Source organism: Bacillus sp. TE9106W, assembly GCF_054062215.1.
The window spans coordinates 81,699-106,347 of sequence record NZ_JBSSFA010000017.1 but is presented as its reverse complement, the minus strand read 5'-3'; the positions used below and the strand labels follow the sequence as shown (position 1 = coordinate 106,347).

27 protein-coding genes are annotated in these 24,649 nt (G+C 37.1%); 13 read left to right on the top strand and 14 right to left on the bottom strand.

Annotation, left to right across the window (positions count from 1 at the left end):
* Nucleotides 1–426 precede the first annotated feature (426 nt).
* Together ACVWY7_RS23830 and ACVWY7_RS23825 are read left to right on the top strand one after the other, a co-directional pair.
* The gene (locus ACVWY7_RS23830) at nt 427–1,107 is read left to right on the top strand and encodes an MgtC/SapB family protein (RefSeq protein ID WP_073526275.1); all 681 of its coding nucleotides are present in this window, start codon (nt 427–429) and stop codon (nt 1,105–1,107) included.
* A 95-nt stretch (nt 1,108–1,202) separates the two neighbouring features.
* Nucleotides 1,203–2,198, top strand: coding sequence for a potassium channel family protein (locus ACVWY7_RS23825; RefSeq protein WP_000842311.1), 996 nt, complete (start codon nt 1,203–1,205; stop codon nt 2,196–2,198).
* Here the strand turns inward: ACVWY7_RS23825 and ACVWY7_RS23820 are convergent.
* Nucleotides 2,185–2,598 carry a YugN-like family protein gene (locus ACVWY7_RS23820; protein ID WP_017561657.1) on the bottom strand — a complete coding sequence of 138 codons (414 nt, stop codon included), beginning with the start codon at nt 2,596–2,598 and terminating at the stop codon, nt 2,185–2,187. The genes ACVWY7_RS23825 and ACVWY7_RS23820 overlap by 14 nt on opposite strands.
* A gap of 107 nt (nt 2,599–2,705) precedes the next feature.
* The gene (locus tag ACVWY7_RS23815) at nt 2,706–4,058 is read right to left on the bottom strand and encodes a glucose-6-phosphate isomerase (protein ID WP_073526292.1); all 1,353 of its coding nucleotides are present in this window, start codon (nt 4,056–4,058) and stop codon (nt 2,706–2,708) included.
* Between the two features lie 274 nt (nt 4,059–4,332).
* Between ACVWY7_RS23815 and ACVWY7_RS23810 the strand changes: the two genes are divergently transcribed.
* Nucleotides 4,333–4,566: a DUF378 domain-containing protein gene (locus ACVWY7_RS23810; RefSeq protein WP_000105789.1), complete on the top strand. Its 234-nt coding sequence runs from the start codon at nt 4,333–4,335 to the stop codon at nt 4,564–4,566.
* Nucleotides 4,567–4,678: 112 nt separating this feature from the next.
* Here the strand turns inward: ACVWY7_RS23810 and yugI are convergent, their stop codons facing one another.
* The 3 genes from yugI to ACVWY7_RS23795 all read right to left on the bottom strand — a co-directional run bounded on the left by yugI (nt 4,679) and on the right by ACVWY7_RS23795 (nt 6,961).
* Nucleotides 4,679–5,023 (bottom strand): S1 domain-containing post-transcriptional regulator GSP13, encoded by a 345-nt coding sequence (gene yugI, locus ACVWY7_RS23805; RefSeq protein WP_000003765.1) that lies wholly within the window; start codon nt 5,021–5,023, stop codon nt 4,679–4,681.
* Between the two features lie 253 nt (nt 5,024–5,276).
* A complete protein-coding gene (locus tag ACVWY7_RS23800; RefSeq protein WP_072191026.1) occupies nt 5,277–6,467 on the bottom strand; it encodes an aminotransferase in 1,191 nt (396 codons plus the stop codon).
* A complete protein-coding gene (locus ACVWY7_RS23795; protein ID WP_000255699.1) occupies nt 6,464–6,961 on the bottom strand; it encodes an Lrp/AsnC family transcriptional regulator in 498 nt (165 codons plus the stop codon). Before ACVWY7_RS23795 ends, ACVWY7_RS23800 begins: the two co-directional genes overlap by 4 nt.
* Before the next feature lie 264 nt (nt 6,962–7,225).
* On the opposite strand from ACVWY7_RS23795, the gene ACVWY7_RS23790 reads away from it, so the two are divergent.
* Nucleotides 7,226–8,218 carry a 2-hydroxyacid dehydrogenase gene (locus ACVWY7_RS23790; RefSeq protein WP_073526294.1) on the top strand — a complete coding sequence of 331 codons (993 nt, stop codon included), beginning with the start codon at nt 7,226–7,228 and terminating at the stop codon, nt 8,216–8,218.
* Between the two features lie 110 nt (nt 8,219–8,328).
* Complete coding sequence (locus ACVWY7_RS23785) at nt 8,329–9,168, top strand: alpha/beta fold hydrolase (RefSeq protein ID WP_001015199.1); 840 nt, start codon at nt 8,329–8,331, stop codon at nt 9,166–9,168.
* Between the two features lie 29 nt (nt 9,169–9,197).
* Here the strand turns inward: ACVWY7_RS23785 and ACVWY7_RS23780 are convergent, their stop codons facing one another.
* Nucleotides 9,198–9,449: a YugE family protein gene (locus ACVWY7_RS23780; RefSeq protein WP_000537636.1), complete on the bottom strand. Its 252-nt coding sequence runs from the start codon at nt 9,447–9,449 to the stop codon at nt 9,198–9,200.
* A gap of 117 nt (nt 9,450–9,566) precedes the next feature.
* Between ACVWY7_RS23780 and ACVWY7_RS23775 the strand changes: the two genes are divergently transcribed.
* The gene (locus ACVWY7_RS23775) at nt 9,567–10,718 is read left to right on the top strand and encodes a MalY/PatB family protein (protein WP_456524003.1); all 1,152 of its coding nucleotides are present in this window, start codon (nt 9,567–9,569) and stop codon (nt 10,716–10,718) included.
* Between the two features lie 204 nt (nt 10,719–10,922).
* Here the strand turns inward: ACVWY7_RS23775 and sodC are convergent, their stop codons facing one another.
* Both sodC and ACVWY7_RS23765 read right to left on the bottom strand, forming a co-directional pair.
* Nucleotides 10,923–11,462, bottom strand: a complete 540-nt coding sequence (sodC, locus tag ACVWY7_RS23770) for a superoxide dismutase [Cu-Zn] (protein WP_000746509.1) — start codon at nt 11,460–11,462, stop codon at nt 10,923–10,925.
* A gap of 68 nt (nt 11,463–11,530) precedes the next feature.
* A complete protein-coding gene (locus ACVWY7_RS23765; RefSeq protein ID WP_212115065.1) occupies nt 11,531–11,704 on the bottom strand; it encodes a hypothetical protein in 174 nt (57 codons plus the stop codon).
* A gap of 174 nt (nt 11,705–11,878) precedes the next feature.
* Here ACVWY7_RS23765 and ACVWY7_RS23760 point away from each other — a divergent pair, with 174 nt between their 5' ends.
* Nucleotides 11,879–12,262, top strand: a complete 384-nt coding sequence (locus ACVWY7_RS23760; RefSeq protein WP_001209332.1) for a kinase-associated lipoprotein B — start codon at nt 11,879–11,881, stop codon at nt 12,260–12,262.
* Between the two features lie 41 nt (nt 12,263–12,303).
* Here ACVWY7_RS23760 and kapD read toward each other — a convergent pair whose 3' ends face one another.
* Complete coding sequence (gene kapD / locus ACVWY7_RS23755; protein ID WP_000344361.1) at nt 12,304–12,927, bottom strand: 3'-5' exonuclease KapD; 624 nt, start codon at nt 12,925–12,927, stop codon at nt 12,304–12,306.
* Between the two features lie 289 nt (nt 12,928–13,216).
* Between kapD and ACVWY7_RS23750 the strand changes: the two genes are divergently transcribed.
* Complete coding sequence (locus ACVWY7_RS23750) at nt 13,217–14,542, top strand: ArsB/NhaD family transporter (RefSeq protein ID WP_000545220.1); 1,326 nt, start codon at nt 13,217–13,219, stop codon at nt 14,540–14,542.
* Nucleotides 14,543–14,600: 58 nt separating this feature from the next.
* Here ACVWY7_RS23750 and ACVWY7_RS23745 read toward each other — a convergent pair whose 3' ends face one another.
* A complete protein-coding gene (locus ACVWY7_RS23745) occupies nt 14,601–15,068 on the bottom strand; it encodes a hypothetical protein (protein ID WP_000390057.1) in 468 nt (155 codons plus the stop codon).
* A 118-nt stretch (nt 15,069–15,186) separates the two neighbouring features.
* Here ACVWY7_RS23745 and ACVWY7_RS23740 point away from each other — a divergent pair, with 118 nt between their 5' ends.
* The gene (locus tag ACVWY7_RS23740; protein ID WP_000553326.1) at nt 15,187–15,900 is read left to right on the top strand and encodes a DNA alkylation repair protein; all 714 of its coding nucleotides are present in this window, start codon (nt 15,187–15,189) and stop codon (nt 15,898–15,900) included.
* Nucleotides 15,901–16,247: 347 nt separating this feature from the next.
* Nucleotides 16,248–17,624, top strand: coding sequence for a glycine--tRNA ligase (locus tag ACVWY7_RS23735; protein ID WP_000287154.1), 1,377 nt, complete (start codon nt 16,248–16,250; stop codon nt 17,622–17,624).
* A gap of 37 nt (nt 17,625–17,661) precedes the next feature.
* Here the strand turns inward: ACVWY7_RS23735 and ACVWY7_RS23730 are convergent, their stop codons facing one another.
* Complete coding sequence (locus tag ACVWY7_RS23730; protein ID WP_001140609.1) at nt 17,662–18,045, bottom strand: hotdog fold thioesterase; 384 nt, start codon at nt 18,043–18,045, stop codon at nt 17,662–17,664.
* A 95-nt stretch (nt 18,046–18,140) separates the two neighbouring features.
* Between ACVWY7_RS23730 and ACVWY7_RS23725 the strand changes: the two genes are divergently transcribed.
* Both ACVWY7_RS23725 and ACVWY7_RS23720 read left to right on the top strand, forming a co-directional pair.
* On the top strand, nt 18,141–18,884 hold the full coding sequence (locus tag ACVWY7_RS23725; RefSeq protein ID WP_456524002.1) for a DUF3298 and DUF4163 domain-containing protein: 744 nt from the start codon (nt 18,141–18,143) through the stop codon (nt 18,882–18,884).
* 50 nt (nt 18,885–18,934) lie between these two features.
* Nucleotides 18,935–19,528: a biotin transporter BioY gene (locus ACVWY7_RS23720; protein WP_001252159.1), complete on the top strand. Its 594-nt coding sequence runs from the start codon at nt 18,935–18,937 to the stop codon at nt 19,526–19,528.
* 45 nt (nt 19,529–19,573) lie between these two features.
* Here the strand turns inward: ACVWY7_RS23720 and galU are convergent, their stop codons facing one another.
* Nucleotides 19,574–20,461 carry a UTP--glucose-1-phosphate uridylyltransferase GalU gene (gene galU, locus ACVWY7_RS23715; RefSeq protein WP_000832654.1) on the bottom strand — a complete coding sequence of 296 codons (888 nt, stop codon included), beginning with the start codon at nt 20,459–20,461 and terminating at the stop codon, nt 19,574–19,576.
* Nucleotides 20,462–20,569: 108 nt separating this feature from the next.
* On the bottom strand, nt 20,570–22,294 hold the full coding sequence (locus ACVWY7_RS23710; RefSeq protein WP_001104191.1) for a phospho-sugar mutase: 1,725 nt from the start codon (nt 22,292–22,294) through the stop codon (nt 20,570–20,572).
* A 143-nt stretch (nt 22,295–22,437) separates the two neighbouring features.
* Here ACVWY7_RS23710 and cdaS point away from each other — a divergent pair, with 143 nt between their 5' ends.
* On the top strand, nt 22,438–23,043 hold the full coding sequence (gene cdaS, locus ACVWY7_RS23705) for a sporulation-specific diadenylate cyclase CdaS (RefSeq protein WP_001158742.1): 606 nt from the start codon (nt 22,438–22,440) through the stop codon (nt 23,041–23,043).
* 82 nt (nt 23,044–23,125) lie between these two features.
* Here the strand turns inward: cdaS and pepA are convergent, their stop codons facing one another.
* The gene (pepA, locus tag ACVWY7_RS23700) at nt 23,126–24,610 is read right to left on the bottom strand and encodes a cytosol aminopeptidase (RefSeq protein WP_000487984.1); all 1,485 of its coding nucleotides are present in this window, start codon (nt 24,608–24,610) and stop codon (nt 23,126–23,128) included.
* Nucleotides 24,611–24,649: the final 39 nt, after the last annotated feature.

The following is a 24,649-nucleotide window of genomic DNA, read 5'->3' as shown; positions in this document are numbered from 1 at the left end:
GCCAGGATCAAACTCTCCAATAAAGTTAGTTTGTCTAGCATCTAAAATAAAAATTGACGTTTCACGTTGTTTGTTTCGTTCAGTTTTCAAAGAACCACTTGGTCGCTCATTTGCGACTCCCTTATGTTAACATCTTCGTTTTTCGATGTCAACTAAGTTTTTTAATTTCTTTTTTGTCGTTTTCTGCGTTTCCGCATCAGCGACGGTTATTAATATATCATGCAGTAAAATGAAATGCAACACCTTTTATAAACTTTTTTTAAATTAACTACATTTCTTTTTTATTATCATATACTTAAACGAAATATCTCTTTCATTTCTAAAAGATTGCTACATATATTCTATATAAAGTCACTCTACCCAAAAACGTTTCTTTCTATAATAAACGTTTTATTTATATACGATATCATACAAGGAGGAATATATATGGACTATACCGATTTATTAATCAAACTAGGTCTTTCGGCTATTTTAGGATTCGCCATCGGTTTAGAGCGCGAATTAAAACGGAAACCACTTGGTTTAAAAACGTGTTTAGTTATTTCTATTATTAGTTGCCTCCTGACGATTGTTTCTATTAAAGCAGCTTATAACTTACCACATACCGATCATATGAATATGGATCCCCTTCGACTTGCCGCCCAAATTGTATCAGGAATTGGTTTTTTAGGTGCTGGTGTTATTTTAAGAAGAGGAAACGATAGTATTGCAGGACTAACGACTGCCGCTATGATCTGGGGCGCATCTGGTATTGGTATTGCTGTTGGAGCCGGATTCTATATCGAAGCAATTTTCGGGATGTGTTTCCTTATGATTAGCGTTGAACTTATACCGTTAACAATGAAATTCATAGGACCTAGATCATTTCGTCAACGTGATATCGTAGTCAAACTTGTTGTGCGAAAGATGGACAATATCCCGGTTGTAATTGAGGAAATAAAAGAAATGGATATAAAAGTGAAGAATATGAAGCTTAAAACGTTAGAAAATGGTTCTCACTATTTACATCTTAAATTATGTATCGATCAAAAAAGACATACTGCCGATGTTTATTATGCTCTCCAGCATCTTGAAAGTGTTCAACAAACTGAGGTGGAAAGTATGTAACGCAAAACAAACTCTCTTTTAAAATTAGAGAGTTTTTCTTTTTTCTATAATGGCAACAATGAATGTAGTCCTGCAAAGTAAGGAGGAATTGGCAATTGAAATCCCGTCCAAAATTAGTAGATGCATTTCGTGATTCGATTATTTTTCGTTTAATTTGTTTTATTGTTGTACTTACTGCTTTTTCCGGCTTTCTTATACATATATTAGAACCGTCGCACTTTACCACATGGTTTGATGGAATTTGGTGGTCAATCGTTACGATTTTCACTGTTGGCTATGGTGACTTTGCCCCGCATACACTAATCGGCAAACTTATCGGTATGGGTATTATTTTATTTGGAACTGGTTTTTGTTCTTATTATATGGTTCTATTCGCCACTGATATGATTAATAAACAATATATGAAAGTTAAAGGAGAAGAAGCCGCGACCTCTAACGGTCATATGATTATTGTCGGCTGGAACGAACGGGCAAAACATGTTGTAAAACAAATGCACATCTTACAACCGAACCTGGATATCGTTTTAATTGATGAAACACTTTCTTTACTGCCAAAACCATTTCATCATTTAGAATTTATAAAAGGATGCCCCCATCACGATCAAACATTATTAAAAGCTAATATTACAACGGCTCACACTATATTAATAACTGCTGATAAAGAAAAAAACGAAAGCTTAGCTGATACACAGTCCATTTTAAATATTTTAACCGCAAAAGGGCTCAACCCAAACATTCACTGCATCGCTGAACTTCTTACTTCTGAACAAATACAAAATGCAACGAGAGCTGGTGCATCAGAAATTATAGAAGGAAATAAATTAACGAGCTATGTATTTACCGCTTCTCTTTTATTCCCTTCCATTTCAGGTGTACTATTTTCACTTTACAATGAAATCTCTGATAATAAATTACAACTGATGGAGCTTCCATCGTCCTGCACCGGACAAACTTTTGCAAATTGTAGCTATACTCTTTTAAAGCAAAACATTCTCTTACTAGGTATAAAGCGCGACGAACAATATATGATTAATCCAGTTCATTCCTTTGTTCTCATTCAAAGCGACATACTCATTGTTATTCACCATTAGTAAAATGTTTTTCTAGTTCTTGTATGAGTACTTTCCCAATATTGATATATTTTCTTTTTACATCTCCATCTGGATCTTTCGGCTCAGCAAATTGATCCATTCCACTCGTTCCGGCTGTTAAAGTATTAACATGATCATCTAGTTCGTCTTGATATACGTGCGAAAGAATATACGGCGTTCCAAGACGAACTACTACACCAGGTACATCTAGTTCTCCATCAACCGCTGTAAATGGCACTCGTAAAAATTGGTAGCCATCTTCTTCATCAATTTTATAATCAAAGCATCCTTTCTCATAATCCCAATTGCCGCCAATGCTATACCCAAGTGGCTTCATTATTTCTTCTAACTTATATAACGCATATGTACGTCCCTCTAAATTTGATTGAATCGGAATCAAGCCCATCCCTCCTAGACTTTTTCTTTAGCATACCCACTCTAGTTTGAATATACTAATGGACTTTTCGACGAAATAATAAAAAGCGGCCGGATTGCGGCCGCTTTTTATTATTTTAAACGCTCTTCTAATTCTGCTTTTAATTCTTCAAATCCTGGTTTACCAAGTAAAGCAAACATGTTTTTCTTGTATGCTTCTACTCCTGGTTGGTCAAATGGATTTACGCCTAATAAGTAGCCGCTCATCGCACATGCTTTTTCGAAGAAGTATACAAGGTAACCGAATGTGTACTCATTTAATTCAGGAATATTTACGATTAAGTTTGGTACTCCACCATCGCTATGTGCAAGTAATGTACCTTCGTATGCTTTCGTGTTTACGAAGTCTACAGTTTCACCAGCAAGGTAGTTTAATCCATCTAAATCGTTTTCTTCTGATTCAATTGTTAGTTCATGTGTAGATTTACCTACTTTCAGAACTGTTTCAAATAAATCACGACGACCTTCTTGAACGTATTGACCTAATGAGTGTAAGTCAGTTGAGAAGTTTGCTGAAGATGGGAAAATACCTTTTTGATCTTTTCCTTCACTTTCACCAAATAACTGTTTCCACCACTCAGCGAAGTATTGAAGTGCCGGCTCATAGTTAACAAGCATTTCAATTGTTTTTCCTTTATTGTATAAAGCGTTACGAACTACTGCATATTGGTAAGCTGGGTTTTCTTCTAGTTCTGATGTTCCGAAGTCATCACGACCAGCAGCTGCACCTTTCATCATCTCTTCAATATTTAAACCACTTACTGCGATTGGTAATAAACCAACTGGCGTCAATACAGAGAAACGTCCTCCAACATCATCTGGAATAACGAATGTTTCGTAACCTTCATTATCAGCTAATGTTTTTAATGCACCACGTGCTTTATCTGTCGTTGCATAAATACGTTTGCGAGCTTCTTCTTTTCCATACTTTTCTTCTAATAACTTACGGAAAATACGGAATGCTAGTGCAGGCTCTGTCGTTGTACCTGATTTGGAAATAACGTTAATAGAGAAGTCTTTACCTTCTAATACGTCCATTAAATCTTTCATGTAAGTGGAGCTAATGTTTTGTCCAACAAATAGCACTTGTGGAGTTTTACGTTGTTCTTTAGATAGCGTGTTGTAGAAAGAATGGTTTAACATTTCAATTGCTGCACGTGCTCCTAGGTAAGAACCACCGATACCTACAACAAGTAAAATGTCAGAGTCATTTTTAATTTTTTCTACGCATTTTTGAATGCGAGCGAATTCTTCTTTGTCATATTGAAGCGGAAGGTCTACCCACCCAAGGAAATCGTTCCCAGCTCCAGTTTTTTCGTGGATTGCGTGATGTGTTACTTTCACTGCATCACGTAAATAAGTGATTTCATGTTCACCGATGAAGGATAACGCTTTAGAATAGTCGAACGTTACATGTGTACTCATCTTTTTCCCTCCAATTATGGATATGTATTTCTGTATTCACTTTAGCGAAACTGAAGTTGTAAATCAAGCGATTCAACCATTGTAAACGTAACCAATATATATTTTTTAGAAAAAGTTCATTTTTTGCATAAAAATTCGCATTTTTCGGTATAGATGTATATACATCCTGTTTCAAACATTTTTTATGTATAAAAACAACATAACTACCCCATTCTATAAAAGAGTTAATTAACTCATCGCTTGCTCATGCTTCACAATTAAGGGGGGCTTTTTCATGAGTACTTTGCAACGTATCGCATTAGTCTTTACTGTAATTGGCGCTGTGAACTGGGGATTAATCGGGTTCTTCCAGTTTGACTTAGTAGCAGCCATTTTCGGTGGACAAAACTCAGCTCTTTCACGTATTATTTACGGCATCGTCGGTATTTCTGGGCTTATCAATCTTGGTTTACTCTTTAAACCATCAGAAAATCTTGGCACTCACCCAGAAACGAACGAGATTCGCTAGTCAGTATGTCTTTACTTCACCTCCGACATACGAATATGATTGCATGCAATCATATTTGCAAATATATATCATAAGATAAAGTAAAAGAGGAACGCTCATATGCGTTCCTCTTTTACTTTGTTAACTCGGACTCTTCAATCCATTCTGTTAGCTTTTCTCGCAGCGTATTAAATCCGTTCTCAGATGGATTCGGTATAAGAATCCGTCCTTGTTTTCTTTTCGCCGCTTTTAACGATAAACTCATTTTTCTGTGTTCTTCATCAATTGAAAGTACTTTTACTTCTACTGTATCGCCGACTTTTAAAAAGTCATGAATATCCTTTACATATCCATTTGTAATTTCAGATATATGCACAAGTCCTTGTGTTTCTGCATCTAACGCTACAAATGCACCGTAATCTTGAATCCCAGTCACTTTCCCTGTTACAACCACTCCTGTTGTATATTGTTCTGACATATGAAACACTCCCATACGTTTACCATTTTCTCTACAATTGTAGATAGCAAAGCAGATGATTTATTGTTAAATATCCGATTAGTTAGTACGTACCCTAAGTAAAACTACTCCGAATACGTATACCTTATATTAGTAAATTATACCACTATGACAGGACGCATTCAAAATTCATGAAAAAATTTCCTTAAGTAAGTATAATTCTCCAATATTAGGGTAGAATACTAACACATGGCTTTCTAGTATTCCCCCCCTTTTATGGACAAAACGTATTGTGTTTTGTCCTTTTTTTATTCTCTACGAACCGTTCCATTCTCTTCATTGCTTCCATAAGTTGTTCAAGCGATGTTGCATATGAACAACGAATAAATCCTTCACCACTTTCCCCAAATACACTTCCAGGTACAACAGCCACCTTTTCTTCTAATAATAACTGTTCTGCAAATTCCGCCGAAGATAGTCCAGTTGAAGAAATAGAAGGAAATACATAAAATGCTCCGCCCGGCACATGACATGTTAATCCCATTTCATTGAAAGATGTCGTCATAAAATTACGGCGTTTCTTATAACTATCTCTCATCCGAATTACTTCATCATTCCCCGTGCGTAACGCTTCAAGTGCTGCAAACTGAGACATCGTCGGCGCACACATCATGGAATATTGGTGAATTTTGAGCATTAATTCCGAAAAATAAACGGGAGCTGCAATCATACCAAGGCGCCACCCTGTCATCGCAAATCCTTTTGAAAATCCTGAAATTAAAATCGTATGCTCACGCATATTTTTAATACTCGCGAAACTTGTATATGCTTCGTCGTATACAAGCTCTGCGTAAATTTCATCAGATAATACGATTAAATTGTACTTCTCAACAATCACTGCTATTTCTTCAAGCTCGGACTTATTCAACATTGCACCTGTTGGGTTATTTGGTGAACAAAGTAAAATTACCTTCGTTTTCGCTGTAATAGCTGCTTCAATTTGTTCTGGTTGTACTTTAAACTCATTTTCTAAAGTAGTCGCCACAGGAACCGGAACTCCTCCAGCTAAAGTTACGAGCGGTGCATAAGAAACAAAGCTTGGTTCAATAATAAGTATTTCATCATCAGGATTTATAATGGCGCGCATCGCTACATCTAACGCCTGACTCGCTCCAACTGTAACAATGATTTCATCGTTTGGATCATAAGATACTGCAAATTGTTTTTTTAGATACTTTGCTATTTCTTGACGGAGCTCCAATAATCCTGCATTTGCTGTATATGACGTATATCCTTGTTCTATAGAACGGATACATGCTTGCCTCACATTCCAAGGTGTAACAAAATCAGGCTCTCCTACTCCAAGAGAAATAACACCTTTCATATTTGCTGCTAAATCGAAAAACTTTCGAATACCAGATGGTTGTAGAGATTCTGCTGCTCTAGATAGTTCAAATTGCTTCATGGTGTCACCACAATTCGCTTATCATCATCGTTTTTTTCATAAATAATTCCCTCATGTTTATACTTCTTCAAAATGAAATGCGTTGTCGTAGAAACGACAGATTCAATTGTTGCTAATTTCTCAGAAACAAACATCGCTACTTCTCCCATTGTCTTTCCTTCTAATGTAATAGAAAGATCATACGTCCCTGACATTAAATACACAGACTTTACTTCTGAATAACGATAAATTTGTTCGGCAACTGCATCGAACCCAACGCCGTGCTTTGGTGTAACTTTCACATCGATCATTGCCGTTAAACCTGTATGTTCTTTCACCTTCGTCCAATCGATATGTGTGACATAATCCACGATAATCTTTTCCGCTTCTAATTTTTCAACCATTTTCTTTACTTCTTCTACTTCTATATTTAACAGCTTCGCTAATGTATCTACAGATAATCGACTACTTTTTTCAAGACAAGCTAATAATTCTAACTCCTTTTCTGTCACCACATAAATCATCCTTCCTTTTCGTTTGTGTCTAAATTATACAAATACACTTTCCAGTTTGAAAAGAAGATTTTTTTAGTGAATTATGTCAAAATAAAGTGAAACTTTAATCCATGGAAAGGTTCACCCCATGGATTATTAGTTGAACCAATCGGGCTTTTACGAGCAGTTGATCTCCCACCTCACTTCTTTGTCTCAACCGTCTTTTTAGGTGGGAGTCTTACTGCTCGTTAAAGCGGGGTAAAGTGAAACTTAATCAGCGGAAAAATGCGTGATAAAGCGAAAGGGGATGGAACCGTGAAACCAAAAGTTTATATTGCTGAACCAGTTCCAACATTTGTAGAAAACTATTTATCAGAACACTGTGATTATGAAAAATGGGAGCAAAATGAGAAGGTACCTCGTGATGTTCTACTAGAGAAAATACAAGATAAAGATGGTTTATTAAATTTTGGATCTGCTATTAATGAAGAATTATTGGAGGCGGCTCCTAACTTAAAAGTAGTAAGCAACATTTCTGTCGGTTACGATAATTTTGATTTACAAGCGATGGCAAAGCACAATGTCATCGGAACAAATACACCGTACGTACTAGATGATACAGTAGCTGACCTCGTTTTCGCTCTTATGTTATCTGCTGGTCGTCGTGTTTGTGAACTCGACTCCTACGTAAAAAATGGTGAATGGAATGCCGAAATTGGAAAAGAACACTTTGGTCTAGATGTACATCATAGTACAATCGGCATTATCGGTATGGGCCGAATTGGAGAAGCTGTTGCAAAACGAGCGAAATTCGGATTTGATATGGATGTTCTTTATTATAACCGTCGCCGAAAAGAAGAAGCTGAACAAAAATTCGACGCTACATATTGTGATTTACAGACACTACTCAAACAGTCTGACTTTATCGTTCTTCTTACTCCATTAACAGATGAAACGTATCACCTTATCGGAGAAAAGGAATTTTCATTCATGAAAGAAACAGCTATCTTCATTAATGCTTCTCGCGGGAAAACAGTCGATGAAGAAGCGTTAATCCATGCGTTAACTGAAAAGAAAATCTTTGCAGCAGGCATCGATACGTTTACACAAGAGCCGATTCAAAAAGATAATCCGCTCTTATCATTACAAAACGTTGTGACTTTACCACACATCGGATCTGCAACATTAAAAACTAGGCAGCAGATGGCTATGACCGCCGCTGAAAATTTAGTTACAGCGTTACAAGGAAAGACACCACCGAATATTGTTCGCGGGTAATAATGGAATAAACGAAAGGCAAGATGACATCGTCATCTTGCCTTTTTTTGTTAACATATTTTTTTCTTCCTTGGAGATGATATGAACAAAAATCAATGGAGTGACAAAAAATGAATCACGAATATACTTGTCCTTATTTCACTTTTTCCACTCGCGGCACTACGATTCATTACGAATTGTATGAGCATGCTAATAAAGCGGAACGCCCTACTTTCGTGCTCGTTCACGGTTTTTTATCTTCCTCATTCAGTTACCGCCGTCTCATTCCTTTACTATCGAAAGAAGGAACCGTCATTGCTCTTGATTTACCACCGTTCGGAAAAAGTGATAAGTCTCATCTGTTTAAGTATTCTTATCACAATTTAGCAATGATTATTATCGATTTAATCGAACACTTATCTCTTTCAAATATTGTGTTAGTTGGGCATTCTATGGGTGGGCAAATTTCTCTTTATGTAAACCGTATACGTCCTGAATTAATTTCAAAGACGATTTTACTATGCAGCTCGAGTTATTTAGCACGCGCAAACTTACCTTTAATGTATTCTTCTTATTTGCCGTTCTTTCATTTATACGTAAAGAACTGGATTATACGGCGCGGCATTGTTCATAACTTAATGAATGTCGTTCATGATCATTCATTAATTGACGATGAAATGAAGGAAGGTTACTCCGCTCCTTTTTATGACAACCGTATATTCCCCGCTTTAACTCGTATGATACGAGATCGTGAAGGTGACTTATCTTCAATTGAATTACAAAAAATCGAAACACCTACACTACTCATTTGGGGTGAAAAAGATCGCGTCGTCCCTGTACATGTAGGTCATCGTCTACATAAAGATTTACCGAATTCGAAATTTATTTCTTACGAAAACACAGGACATTTACTACCAGAAGAAAAACCGGAACATGTTTATGAAGAAATTATCACATTTTCTGCGCAGTAATGTAAAAGGCTGTCGGAAATTCCGACAGCCTACAATGAACAACTTCCGCCTTCTTTTATTACGAGTAATTCCACAGCTAACTTCTCACATTTTTCAAGCGCAGGTACTTCTTCAAAAGACATAAAGTATATATGTTGAATCTTCTTTGCGATGTATTTCGAATCATCAAACACACTTGCGACGTTCACAACATCGCTCGCTTCTGTTTCATAAAACTCCGGTCCCATTTGAAACGGATCCCAATTCTTCACAACCTCTATCATCTTTTCATATGTACCCATTCGCTTCCCGCCTTTTCACTTTTTAATACTTTTCTTTATCCTATCACATCAGCTATTCTATAAGAAGAGAGAGAACTTTTATAACTTAACGGTTTTACAGAAGAAGGGGGCAAACTTATGCAACTATTTCATAAAACAGTCAATCGACGTGGAACTCATAGTATAAAATGGGATACATATAAAAACGAAGAACTTATCCATGCTTGGATTGCGGATATGGATTTTGAAGTACCACAACCAATTCAAACTGCTTTAAAGAAACGTATCGAGCATCCTATTTTCGGCTATACACTTCCTCCTGAAAATATTGGAGATATTATTTGTAACTGGACCAAAAAACAGTACAACTGGGATATTCAAAAAGAATGGATTGTCTTTAGCGCCGGAATCGTTCCAGCTCTTAGTACGAGCATACAAGCCTTCACAAAGGAAAACGAATCCGTTCTCGTACAACCACCTATTTATCCCCCATTTTTCGAAATGGTCACAACAAACAACAGACAATTATGCGTAAGTCCATTACAGAAACAAAATGATACATATGCGATAGACTTTGAGCATTTAGAAAAGCAATTTCAACAAGGCGTCAAACTCATGCTTCTTTGCAGTCCTCACAATCCGATAGGGCGTGTTTGGACGAAAGAGGAACTAACAAAGCTTGGATCTTTATGTACCAAATATAATGTAATCGTTGTCGCAGACGAAATTCATTCCGATATTATTTACGCAGATCATACACATACACCGTTCGCTTCTTTATCTGAAGAATTAGCAGCGCGCACGATTACTTGTATGGCTCCGAGTAAAACATTTAATATCGCGGGATTACAAGCATCGATTATTATCATTCCAAATGAAAAACTCCGTCAAGCCTTTACATCTATCCAATATAGACAAGGCTTCCACGGATTAAATATATTCGCCTATACAGCGATGCAAAGTGCCTATACAGAATGTAACGATTGGCTAAATGAAATTCGATTCTATATAGAAGATAACGCTAAATTCGCTTGTGAATATATTAAAGATCACATACCTACTCTTTCCGTAATGAAGCCAGAAGGTAGCTTTTTATTATGGATTGATTGTTCTGCCCTAAATCTTTCTCAAGACGAGCGCACTATATCGCTTGAGGAAAAAGGGAAAATTATCGTTGAACCTGGTGAGAAATACGGATTAGGCGGAGAAGAACATATTCGAATTAACATCGGCTGTCCAAGATCTGTTTTAGAAGAAATTTTAAATAGACTGCGCCATACGTTTTCATAATAAAAAGGAGGCTATTTGAGACAGACTCCTTTGTCAACTTTTGTCGGTAAGTCAATATATTAAAAAAATCGCTGATATATTTCGAGTTGCGGTCGATATATTCCAATAATCGCCGATATAATTTGAGTTACAGTCGATATATTCCAATAATCGCTCAGATATTTTCACTTACACTACACAAAAAGCTACCATGCACGGTAGCTTTTACTTTTTCTTCATATCCGACGCTTTTTTTACAATGACACCGCAAGCAATTCGATCACCGGATTTCCCTGTCGGTTGTGTCATGCCATCATCAGCGTTTTCCGTAATAATAATAGACGCTCCATCTTTTCTATAAATCGTCGTTTTTCCTTCTTCAAGCGTTATGTGTGGCGCATCAATTTCTGCTTTAATCTTTCCAGAACCGTCTGCAATTACGTTCGGTAAATCGCCGTTTTCTGCACCCTTCGGATTGAGTAGACCATGCTTTTTATCATCTGGATTAAAATGATTTCCAGCTGATTCAAAACGAGGTGCTTTACACTCTCCAATTTCGTGTACATGTAGTCCGTGCGGGCCTGGCGTGAAACCTTCCCCTTTAATCGTAATTTTCACTCCGCTTGTTTGCTGAGTTACTTTCGCAGTTCCCACTTCATCACCTGAAGCATTATGTAATTTCACGTCAATTTCTTTCGGCTTTCCTTGGTCACAACCTGCCATCAGAAATAGTAAACAACAACTGAAAAAAAGCCGTTTTTTCATTTTATTCCCTCCAAAATACATTCTGCCCTTAGATTGTCCGAGCATAGAGGGAAACATACAAAAATGAGTTACTGTTTCTTTTCAGCTAATAGCTTTTCTTCAACTTTCTGTAATCGTTCTGCTTCTCGTTTTGATACACGAACGAACATACGCCACGTAGCAACGGCACCGATGATAAATAGAACACAAACAATCCCTGGAATAATATATTCTGTTTTATCTTCCGGAAAATATAAAGGCATCATATAGAATAGAACACTCCTTCATTAGAGGATTTATAAAACATCAGAATTTTCTGTTACATTAATTTAAATTATAGTTGAACCGATTCATATTCTCAAGGGGTCGTTCCGAAAGCGAATGATTTCTTTGACTCCTTCTCTTACTTTCCTTACTATAAACTTGAGGTGAAAAATATGAGAGAAACATTTGAAATTGGCGAAATCGTTACTGGTATTTATAAGACGGGAAAATACATCGGCGAAGTTACAAATAGACGCCCTGGCAGTTACGTCGTAAAAGTATTAGCTGTTTTAAAACATCCGGTGCAAGGTGACTTACATAACGTGAAACAAGCTGACGTACCATTTTTCCACGAAAGACGTGCTTTAGCTTTCCGTGAACAGACGAACATTCCAGAGCAAATGGTGAAGAAATATGAAGGAGAAATTCCAGATTATACAGATTCACTCAAATTAGCATTAGAAACTCAAATGAATTCATTTGCTGAAGATGATTCACCTTTTGCAGTTCGCAGTCTAGAAACATTAGAGCAGTTAAAAAAAGACTACAAACTTTAAAAAAACAAAACGACCAAATTACATACTGTGCAATTTGGTCGTTACTGTGTGCTCACTTTCTTTAACACTTTTGAAAAATCAACGAGTTCTCCTAATGTTGGAGGTGCTGGTTTCACTAAATACTCTTTATCTTTTTCTACTAATTTAAAAATATTATACGTCGTCATCGCATCATCTAGCGCACAATGATGCTTACCCGTCCCTACTTTTCCATACGCTTCAATTGCTTTCCACAATCCTGTTTGATTTCTCTCACCAAAAAACTTCTTATACTCAAGTGATAAATCACGGCACTGTCCTAAGAACGGAAAATCTACCTCCGCTTTTTCACAATTATGCTTCAACACTTTCATATCCATATTTCCCCACGTAACAATGGTCGGTTTACATTTCTTTTCATATTCTGCGAGTTTTTCAACGAGTTCTAGAAACGAAATCCCTTTATCTACGACTTCTTGTTTAATCCCTAAAAATTTCTTACATCGATCCGTTAAAGAAGGAAAAGTTTTCGGCCTCACATGAGCTGAATACGTATCTTCTACCTTACAGCCAACAACCGAAACGAGTCCTACCTCAATAATCTCCGGGAAAAATCCTTTTGGTTTTTTTCTGTGCTGGGGCATCGTAAACTCAAAATCTAAAAATAAAAATCGTTGTTCATCCATACGATCCCTTCCTTATCATCTTTGTCATTCCTTTCTATTTGACACTCCTACACGAACAAGCTCGAATGCTAATTCCATTTTAAATATTCAGATTGGATGTATCTTATATATATGTCAAATACCCGCAAATATTTTTAAAAATACGAAAAAGTAACAGTTGCAGAAAATATAACAAAATAAGCCCTTTCATTTACATCCGACAATTTTCTAATTTATAATGACGTTATGTGTGTTTCATCTAGTTAATTTTTGACACACTAAGAAAAGTGAATGAAAGGAGATGAGAGTTTTGCACGAAACAACGCAAGAGCTCGCAAATTGGCAGTATTATTTTGCTATCGCAGTCTTTTTAATTACATATGCCATTATTATTTCTGAAAAAATCAATCGCGCTGTCATCGCACTTCTCGGTGCAGCACTCATGGTAATTATGGGGGTCGTTGATTTACACAACGCCTTTACGAAACATATTGAATGGGGGACGATTACACTACTCATCGGTATGATGATTTTGGTGAACATTACGAGTAAATCGGGCGTCTTCCAATACGTTGCCATTAAAGCAGCAAAAGGAGCACAAGGAAATCCAATTAAAATTTTAATTTCACTTTCCTTACTTACTGCGCTTGGTTCCGCATTTTTAGATAACGTTACAACTGTACTTCTTGTTGTTCCAGTTACTTTATCTATTACGCGCATACTGCAAGTAAATCCTGTTCCTTATTTACTTTCTGAAATTATTTTTTCAAACATTGGGGGAACAGCAACATTAATTGGTGATCCACCTAATATTATGATTGGTTCTGCAAATAAGCATTTAGACTTCAATGCATTCTTAATAAACTTAGCGCCAATCGTAATTATTATTATTGCAGTGACAGCAGTCATACTTTACTTCATGTACCGTAAACAATTAATTGCTGATCCTGTACAAGTTAAAAAATTAATGAGCCTAGATGAAAAACAATACATTAAAGATCCAGTATTAATGAAAAAATCTTTAACAGTACTTGGACTTACAATTGTAGGTTTCATGACTCATTCGATTTTCCACATTGATGCAGCTATCATCGCTTTAACTGGTGCTACTGTACTTATGCTAATTGCTGTGAAAGAACATGAAATTGAAGAGGTATTTGCAAGTGTAGAATGGGTAACAATCTTCTTCTTCGCAGGACTATTCGTACTCGTTGGAGGACTTATCGATATCGGCCTTATTAAAATGCTAGCTCAAAAAGTAATTGGCATAACAGGCGGAGATATTTCTTACGCATCTATCCTTATTTTATGGGTGTCTGGTATCGCCTCTGCAACAATTGATAACATTCCATTCGTTGCAACAATGATCCCACTTATTAACGATATGGCAGTTGGGCTAGGTTTATCACCTTCTGACGCACAAATCGACGTATTATGGTGGGCATTAGCATTAGGTGCTTGTCTGGGCGGAAACGGAACATTAATCGGAGCTTCAGCTAACGTAATTGTCGCAGGTATCGCAAGCCGCGAAGGGCATAAATTTAGCTACATGGACTTCCTAAAAGTCGGTTTCCCAATTATGATCGTTTCATTAATCATTTCTCATATTTATATTTATTTACGCTACCTTATGTAGTAGAAAAAGCGCTCTGATAATCAGGGCGCTTTTTTCATTACACATATTTAAAATAAACTTACTCGTTATACCTCACTGGCTCATTTCGAATAATGAACAAGTGAATCGGCAAGAACACCGAAAATGTGATGACATGAATAATCGTAAATAATATAGAGTTCGTTCCATATCTGTCTAAGATAGCGTAGATGAGATAAATGGACAACACAATCGATACGGCTGTTGCTATTAAATATAAAATTGGTACGAAATTAAAAATGAAACATGCGACATATATGCCGAATACTTTCCATCCTGCTTCTTCTTTCAAGAAATCTGGTAATTTATCTTTCGCTAAATCACCCCATATTTTACTATTTAAAAAAGGAATAAATGCAAGAACACCATCCGTTGCACCGTCATTTTTCGCCATCGTATACAGTGCAAAAGCCGTTAACAAATACGCAATAACTGCCCAAATCAATATAACAAGAATAAACGCAAAACTAAGAGCAAAGAAACCTGCTAGTAAACCTTGATCTTCCATCTTATCCTCTCCTCTCTACTCTCAACATATTTCGTTGCATTGCAAGTTATGTTTTAAAATTCAACCAAACTCTCTGTATAATAATAGGAGTAAGATAATAAGAGAGGAGAACGAACCTATGCATCCATTTGTAAAAGCATTACAAGAGCACTTCACAGCAAATCAAAATCCAGAAAAAGCAGAACCGATGGCACGTTATATGAAAAATCACTTCCCATTTCTCGGTATTCAAACGCCTGAAAGAAGACAATTATTGAAAGACGTCATCCAAATACATACTCTCCCAGATCCAAAAGACTTCCAAATTATCGTACGTGAGCTGTGGGATTTACCAGAACGAGAATTTCAGGCAGCCGCACTCGATATGATGCAAAAATATAAAAAGCATATAAACGAAACGCATATCCCCTTCTTAGAAGAACTCATTGTAACAAAATCTTGGTGGGACACCGTTGATAGCATCGTCCCTACCTTTTTAGGCAATATCTTTTTACAACGCCCGGAATTAATTTCTGCCTATATTCCAAAGTGGATTGCATCAGATAATATATGGTTACAACGCGCCGCTATTTTATTCCAGCTAAAATATAAACAAAAGATGGATGAAGAACTTCTTTTTTGGGTCATCGGACAACTACATTCTTCAAAAGAATTTTTCATTCAAAAAGCAATTGGATGGGTCCTTCGCGAATATGCAAAAACAAAGCCCGATGTCGTTTGGGAATACGTGCAAAATAACGAGCTTGCTCCGCTCAGTAAACGTGAAGCAATTAAGCACATTAAACAAAATTACGGAATAAATAACGAAAAAATAGGCGAGACTCTATCATAGATAGACGCGTTCCTCTATTGAGATTTAAAAAAGAACGTGTTAGAATATGTTCATTATTATTAATATAAGTAGCGATGACGGACTTATAAGTACTTGCACAAAAAGCGATTCAGGGATAGTGAAAGCCTGAAGCTGCAAGGAAACGGCAGTCTCGAGCAATACGTGATAAAGTGGATGCACCTTTTGTGTATCAACTAGGGTGGAACCGCGGGCAAACGCTCGTCCCTAGGCAATTAAGCCTTGGGATGAGCGTTTTTTTATGTTTTTCAAAGCATATACTGCTCGTTTCACAAGTTACCTGAGCACGTCATCGCCAATACGTTAACTTTCAAAAGGAGGATTTTCTTATGTATTCAATGGAACAAGTAGTAAACTTAGCGAAACATCGCGGTTTCGTTTTCCCTGGTTCTGAAATTTACGGTGGTCTTGCAAACACTTGGGATTACGGTCCACTTGGAATCGAATTAAAAAATAACGTTAAAAAAGCTTGGTGGAAAAAATTCATTCAAGAATCTCCATACAACGTTGGTTTAGACGCAGCTATTTTAATGAACCCAAAAACTTGGATCGCTTCTGGTCACGTTGGTAACTTCAACGATCCAATGATCGACTGTAAAAAATGTAAAGCGCGTCACCGTGCTGACAAATTAATTGAAGATGCATTAGATGCAAAAGGCATCGAAATGGTTGTTGATGGTCTTACTTTCGACCAAATGGCTGACTTAATGAAAGAACATGAAGTAAAATGTCCTGATTGCGGTAGTGAAGAATTCACTGAAATCCGTCAGTTCAACTTAATGTTCAAAACATTCCAAGGTGTTACAGAGTCTAGCACAAACGAAATCTTCCTTCGTCCAGAAACAGCACAAGGTATTTTCGTAAACTTCAAAAACGTACAACGCTCTATGCGTAAAAAACTTCCATTTGGTATTGGCCAAATCGGTAAGAGCTTCCGTAACGAAATCACGCCTGGTAACTTCACATTCCGTACACGTGAATTCGAACAAATGGAACTTGAATTCTTCTGTAAGCCTGGTGAAGATTTAGAGTGGTTCGCATTCTGGCGTGAAACTTGTAAGAACTGGTTACTTTCACTTGGTATGACGGAAGAAAGCATGCGTCTTCGTGACCACGGTGAAGAGGAGTTATCTCACTACAGTAACGCAACAACTGATATTGAATTCAAATTCCCATTCGGTTGGGGCGAACTATGGGGCGTTGCATCTCGTACAGACTTCGATTTAAAACGTCACATGGAACACTCTAACGAAGACTTTAACTATATCGATCCACAAACGAATGAGCGTTACGTACCGTACTGCATCGAGCCATCTTTAGGTGCTGACCGCGTAACATTAGCATTCTTATGTGATGCATACGAAGAAGAGCAATTAGAAAACGATTCTCGTACAGTTCTTCGTTTCCACCCTGCTTTAGCACCATACAAAGCAGCTATCTTACCATTATCTAAAAAGCTATCTGAAGGTGCTACTGAAGTATTCGCAGAATTAGCGAAAGACTTCATGGTAGACTTTGACGAAACTGGTTCTATCGGTAAACGTTACCGTCGTCAAGACGAAATCGGTACACCATTCTGTATCACTTACGACTTCGACTCAGTTGAAGACAAAGCTGTTACAGTACGTGACCGTGATACAATGGAACAAGTTCGTATGCCAATTAGCGAACTAAAAGGTTTCTTAGAGAAGAAAATCCAGTTCTAATTATAAAAAAGAGGCGCTCTATTGAGCTGCCTCTTTTTTACTTTTCACGTTTTTCTTTAATTGCTACTGTACATCTTGAAATACATAATAAATCGTCATTCTCATCAATGATGCGCACATCCCAAACCATCGTTGAATGTCCTCTATGTATCGGTGTTCCGATTGCCGTTACCATTCCATCTTTCTTTGAGCGAATATGGTTTGCATTAATTTCTAGACCGAAGCAAATGCATTTCTCTTGATCAATTAAATTGTATGAACCGACGCTTGCTACTGTTTCCGCTAACGCAAGAGATGCACCACCGTGTAAAAAACCAAACGGCTGATGTGTACGTTCATCAACAGGCATCGTAGCAACTACCTTATCTTCTGTCATCTCTAACAACTCAATTCCAAGTGAATCCATTAAAGTTTTTGCCATATCGTTTCCCCCTTCTCTCACTTTAATTAAATGTATAATTTTACCTATTTACTTTCAAACTACGTATAACACTTATATAAGGAGGTTTCACCTAAATGAAACAGAAATTTTTTATACTATCTCTTATGTTCTCCTTGCTGACTATTGTACCAAATTGTGCACTAGCAGCCAAAGCATCCAACCTGACAATCGATGTTCAGACTGTCACGCAAAAAGGTAAGAAACCTTATATAGAATATCAAATCAATAGGCCTTCGTTTCATAATTTTTCCGATTCTAAGTTTCAAAATAAGCTCAATTTCTATTACAAAAAATCTACTGAAAAATTTAAAACAAAATTAGAAAAAGACGCAAAGAAATATTATAAAGAAACAGAAGGATCTAGTACACCATTTCATCCGTACGTGGCGAATGTTGATTATAAAGTCTCCTTAAATAAACCACATTTGCTCAGCCTTTATTTGAATTACTATCAATATACAGGCGGAGCACACGGTCTTTATACGTGGAAGGCTAACACATTTGATTTAAAAGAAAAAAAGTTACTACACTTAGACGATTTATTTCAACAAGAAGATAAATATAAAGAAGTAATTCGTGCTGAGATTGTAAGACAGATTAAACAAAATGAAAGTATTTATTTTCCTGATGCAACTGAAAAAGTCATGAGCACGAAAAAGTTTCACTTCTTTTTAGAACCGAACAATCTTGTCATTTATTTCCCTTTATATGAAATTGCGCCTTATTCAAGCGGCATTCCACAATTTCGTATTCCATATACGTTGCTAAGAGAGTATTTGAAGCCTTCTTATCAAAATATTTTAATTGACAACAAGTAAATAGTTTCGCTACGATAATGTTAACCTAAAAACAACAGGAGGTTAACATTATGAGAAGATTTCATGTTTTAGATTTAGCATTAGCCGCCATGTTCGTCGCTCTTATGGCCATTGGTGCAAATATTGTATCTTGGGCACCATTCCTGCAAGTAGCGGGCATCCCATTATCTATGCAACCATTTTTCGCAATTTTAGCAGGGCTTCTTCTTGGAAGTAGACTTGGTGCATTATCAATGACTGTTTACATGCTCGTTGGAGTAGCAGGTGCACCAATCTTCGCTAACTTCAAAGCTGGATTTGGAGCACTTTTAGATCCTACTGGTGGCTTTATTATTGCATTTATTATCGTTGCTTACGTATCAGGAAAACTAGTAGAACAAAAGGAAAAACCGACATTCAGTACATTTGCAATTGCTTCGTTCACAGGGATCATTTTAACGTATATTATCGGTACTACTTATATGTACGGGGCAGTCAACCTCTTCATGGGTGGCAAGATGAGTTATAAAGCTGCATGGATGATTATGATGTGGTTTGCAGTAAAAGATATTGTGTTTACAATAATCGGTGCTATTATCGCACCTCGCATATACTATGCTGTACGTCGTTCCGCTTATCAGCATTCTCATTCGACGATTTCATAATAAAAAAGAGTTATCTTACTATGTTAAGATAACTCTTTTTTTATATTAAGACTCTTGATTCGTTTGTTCTTCTAAAATTTTCTTCATCATTACAACCATGTCATCACGTAATTCTGGGTGTTGCAGTGCCATTTCAATTGTCGTTTGAACGAATCCTAGCTTTTCACCTACGTCGTAGCGCTTTCCTTCGAAATCGTAAGCGAATACACGTTGAATTTCGTTTAAGCTTTGAATAGCATCTGTTAACTGGATTTCACCACCAGCACCAACATGTTGTTGTTCTAAGAACATGAAGATTTCAGGTGTTAAAACGTAACGTCCCATAATTGCTAAGTTTGAAGGTGCTGTACCTGCTGCTGGTTTCTCAACGAAATTGCGAACTTGGTAACGACGTCCTTCTTGCTCTAACGGATCAATAATTCCGTAGCGGTGTGTTTCGTCTTCTGGAACCGTTTGTACACCAATAACAGAAGAAAGCGTTTTATCATATTCTTCAATTAATTGACGTAAACATGGTTTTTCAGCTTGAACGATATCATCACCTAATAAAACAGCAAATGGCTCATCACCGATGAATTTACGTGCACACCAAACAGCGTGACCTAATCCTTTTGGTTCTTTTTGACGGATATAGTGAATGTCTACCATTTTTGAAGAAGCCTGTACTTTTTCAAGTAACTCATACTTTTTCTTTTCTAATAAGTTTTGCTCTAACTCAAATGCATTATCAAAATGATCTTCAATAGAACGCTTCGTTTTACCAGTAACGATAATAATATCTTCGATTCCTGATTTTACTGCTTCTTCTACAATGTATTGGATAGTTGGTTTATCAACAATCGGTAACATTTCTTTTGGCATTGCTTTTGTAGCTGGTAAAAAACGTGTTCCTAATCCAGCTGCTGGGATTATCGCTTTTCTTACTCTTTTCATCACAAAATACCCTCTCTTCTGTCAGAATCAATAACGATTATTTCCTTACATAGAACAAAAGGGAGGTTTCGCTCCCTTTTGTTTCCTACTACTTAAAATTACTTTATATTATAAACGATTCATAATATCTTCTTTAATAGTAAGTAACTTTTGTTCACTATTTTGTAAAGAATTATCTTGAACACCGAAGTAGAACTTGATCTTCGGTTCAGTTCCAGATGGACGTAGGCAGAACCAAGAACCATCTTCTAATTGATATTTTAACACATTTGATTTCGGTAAGTGAATCTCTTCTTTATGTCCATCTTGTAAAGATGTAATGATGCTCGCTTTATAGTCTTCAACTGCTACAACTGTTAAGCCAGCTACTTCTTTCGGAGGATTTTCACGGAATGTTGCCATCATTTCTTGAATTTGTTCCGCTCCATCTTTCCCTTTTAGCGTTAACGATACAAGATCTTCACGGAAGAAACCGTACTTCTCAAATACTTCTAATAGACCATCGTATAACGTTTTACCTTGTGATTTGTAGTATGCAGCTACTTCACATGCAAATAGAACAGATTGTACTGCATCTTTATCACGGCAGAATGGACGGATTAAATAACCATAGCTTTCCTCATAACCGAATTGGAATTCGTATTGTCCGCTTTCTTCATACTGTTTAATTTTCTCACCGATAAATTTAAATCCAGTTAACGTATCAACTGTATCTAAACCGTATGCTTTCGCGATTGTACGGCCAATTTCAGACGTTACGATTGTTTTTAATACAACACCGTTCTCTGGAAGCGTTCCGTTTTCTTTCTTTTGAGATAATAAGTAATCAAGCATTAATGCACCTGTTTGGTTACCCGTTAATACTTGGAACTCACCATCATGATTACGAACTGCTACACCAAGGCGGTCTGCGTCAGGATCTGTTGCGATTAACACATCTGCGCCTACCTTCTCACCGTCACGAATTGCATACTCAAACGCTGCATGCTCTTCTGGGTTCGGTGATTTCACTGTAGAGAAATTCGGATCTGGTAACTCTTGCTCTTTTACAACTGTTACATCTGTAAATCCAACTTCTGCTAAACCACGGCGTACAGAAAGATTTGATGTTCCGTGTAGTGGTGTGAAGACGATTTTTAAGTCTTTCCCAACCTTTTGTACCATTTCTTTATTAATAATGACATTGTTCAATTCTGCAGCATATGCATCATCTACTTCTTGTCCAATCATATGTAATAAACCGTCAGCTTTTAATTGCTCTACATCAGCAACTTCAACTGTTAATTCATCTTCTACTGCGTTTACGTAGCTAATTAATTCATCAGCTTCTTTTGGAGGCAACTGCCCACCATCTTCACCGTATACTTTATAACCGTTATATTCAGGCGGATTATGGCTTGCCGTAAGAACGATTCCACTCACTGTATGTAAATGACGAACTGCGAAAGAAAGCACTGGCGTTGGGCGTAAGCTTTCAAACACATATGTTGTAATACCGTGTGCACCAAGTGTAGCTGCTACTTCCATTGCGAACTCAGGTGATTTATGGCGAGAATCATACGCTACAACAACACCGCGCTTCTTCGCTTCTTCACCTAACTTTTCAATAAACTTTGCTAATCCTTGTGTTGCTTTACGAACTGTATATACGTTCAAACGGTTCGTACCAGCACCAAGTTCACCACGCATACCACCTGTGCCAAATTCTAGATTTTTATAAAAGCTGTCCTCGATTTTTTTCTCATCTTGCTTCATGTTTTCTAACTGTTCTTTTAGTTCTGCGTCTAACTCTGCATATGAAAGCCAGCGACTAAATTCTTGTTTCCAGTTCATATTTCTATCTCCTCTCGCTTGTCATACCTTTATTATATGAAAAAAACAACCTGTATCTCAATATTTTTTACAATCTAACAGGATTTTACTGGGAATATTTGTATACACTATGATTAAATACTCCACTAAAGGGAATGAGGATTATGCAAGAATGGGGCTTGTCAGAAGAGCTCAAAATACAAACAAAGCAAATGATTGAAATTGCTGAAAAAGAATTATCAATTATGAGGCAAGCAATTGATAAAGAAGATGAATGTATTTTGTGCAAGATGGAAGATATTCATCATATGTTAGCAAATGTACAAACACTGGCAGCTACATACTATATTCAAGCGTATTTATCACCTTATACGGAAAGCTCACAGTTCATTACAACAGCTGTCCAACATTTAAGCGCCCGAAAACACGGTGCTCTTATTGTTGTGGAACGAAACGAGACACTTGAATCTTGTATTCAAACTGGAACAACGTTAAACGCTCATTTAACCGCACCACTGCTCGAGTCGATTTTTTATCCAGGTAACCCTCTTCATGACGGAGCCGTTCTCGTTAAAAATAATCATATTGTTTCAGCTGCTAATATTCTTCCATTAACAAGAAGCACAGAAGTTGATCCTGAGCTAGGAACACGTCACAGAGCTGCAATTGGCTTATCAGAAAAAAGCGATGCACTTATTTTAGTTGTCTCTGAAGAAACGGGACGCACTTCCTTTGCTTTAAACGGGACGTTATATACAATTTCTTTATAAAGTGAAATTACATCGCCCGTAACTCCACATATATCAAAAAAAAGGCTGTTCCAAAATGTAGGAACAGCCTTCTCTTATAATCTTATTCTTCTCCGAAACGTTCAACAAGTGTTGCAAGTGTACGTACCATTGCACCTGTTGCTCCAGCTGGCCCTAAATCATGCGCTCCTGATGATTCAGATGTTCCAGCGATGTCTAAGTGTACCCAAGGTGTATCTTCAGCGAATTCACCTATGAATGTACCTGCCATAACCGCATGTCCTTCGCGGCCTGGTGAGTTATTTAAATCAGCAAACTTACTGTTTCTCACGCGCTCTTTATCACGATCAAAAATCGGTAATTGCCAAATTGATTCATCTGTTTCCATAGATGCCTCTAGTACTTGCTCAAACAACTCTTCATTGTTTGTCATCGCACCTGTCGTATGATTTCCAAGTGCAACAATTACACCACCTGTTAATGTCGCCACATCAATGAGATAGTTTGCACCTAATTTTTTCGCATACGTAATACCGTCAGCTAATGCTAAGCGACCTTCTGCATCTGTATTTAATACTTCAATTGTTTTTCCGCTCATAGATGTGATTACATCGTCTGGCTTAAATGCTGTACCACTTACAACGTTATCTGTTGATGGAATAACAGCGATCACATTTTGCTCTGGGCGAAGTTCACCGATAATTTCCATCGCACCTAATACAGCAGCTGCACCGCCCATATCACCTTTCATACCAACCATACCTTCACGTGGTTTTAAAGAATAACCACCTGTATCATATGTGATTCCTTTTCCAACGAATCCAATAACATCTGTCCACTCTTCTTTTCCTTTATAAATAAGAGCGATCATTTTTGGTGGCTCTATACTACCTTGGTTTACTGCAAGTAATGCACCCATACCAAGCTCTTCCATCTCTTCTTTCTCAAGAACTTTATAATCCATATCATACTTTTCCGCTAACTCAACAGCATACTCAGCAAGCTTTGTTGCTGTTAATACGTTTGGCGGCATATTTACAAGTGTACGAGCTGAATTTGTTGCACGTCCATGTACGTAGCCAACTGTTAATGCCGCTTCAATTTCCTGTGCATCTTCCGCTGTAATAGCCGTAAACTTCTCTAACTCTACACGATCCTTTTTATCTGATTTATACGTTTGTAACTCATATGTACCAAGGCCTTGTACTTCTGCCGCAATATGAGCGACATCAATCGCGTCTAATTTCTCTGTTACGAAAGAATCAAGTAAGATTGCTGCATCTTGTACTTTTGCTGCTTGCAGTGTTTTAAACGTCTTACCAAGAGCCGAACGTAATGTTTCTGTCGTATAAGATTCTTTCTTACCTAAACCAACGAAATAATAACGTTTCACATCTGTTTTTCCTAAACTATGTACTTTTGAAATAGCTTTCTTCTTCGTAGAAAGTTCTTTCTCTTCTAATAAAACTTGTAATTGTCCTTCAAACGCTTTGTCCAGTTCTTGTACAAAGCTACTCGTTTTCTCTTCTTCAAATAAGGCAACAACCACCGCTTCATGGCTTGCTAATTCTTTTTGTACTTGAAACATGTTCAGACCCCCTAAATTTCTCTACTCTACCTTTATTAT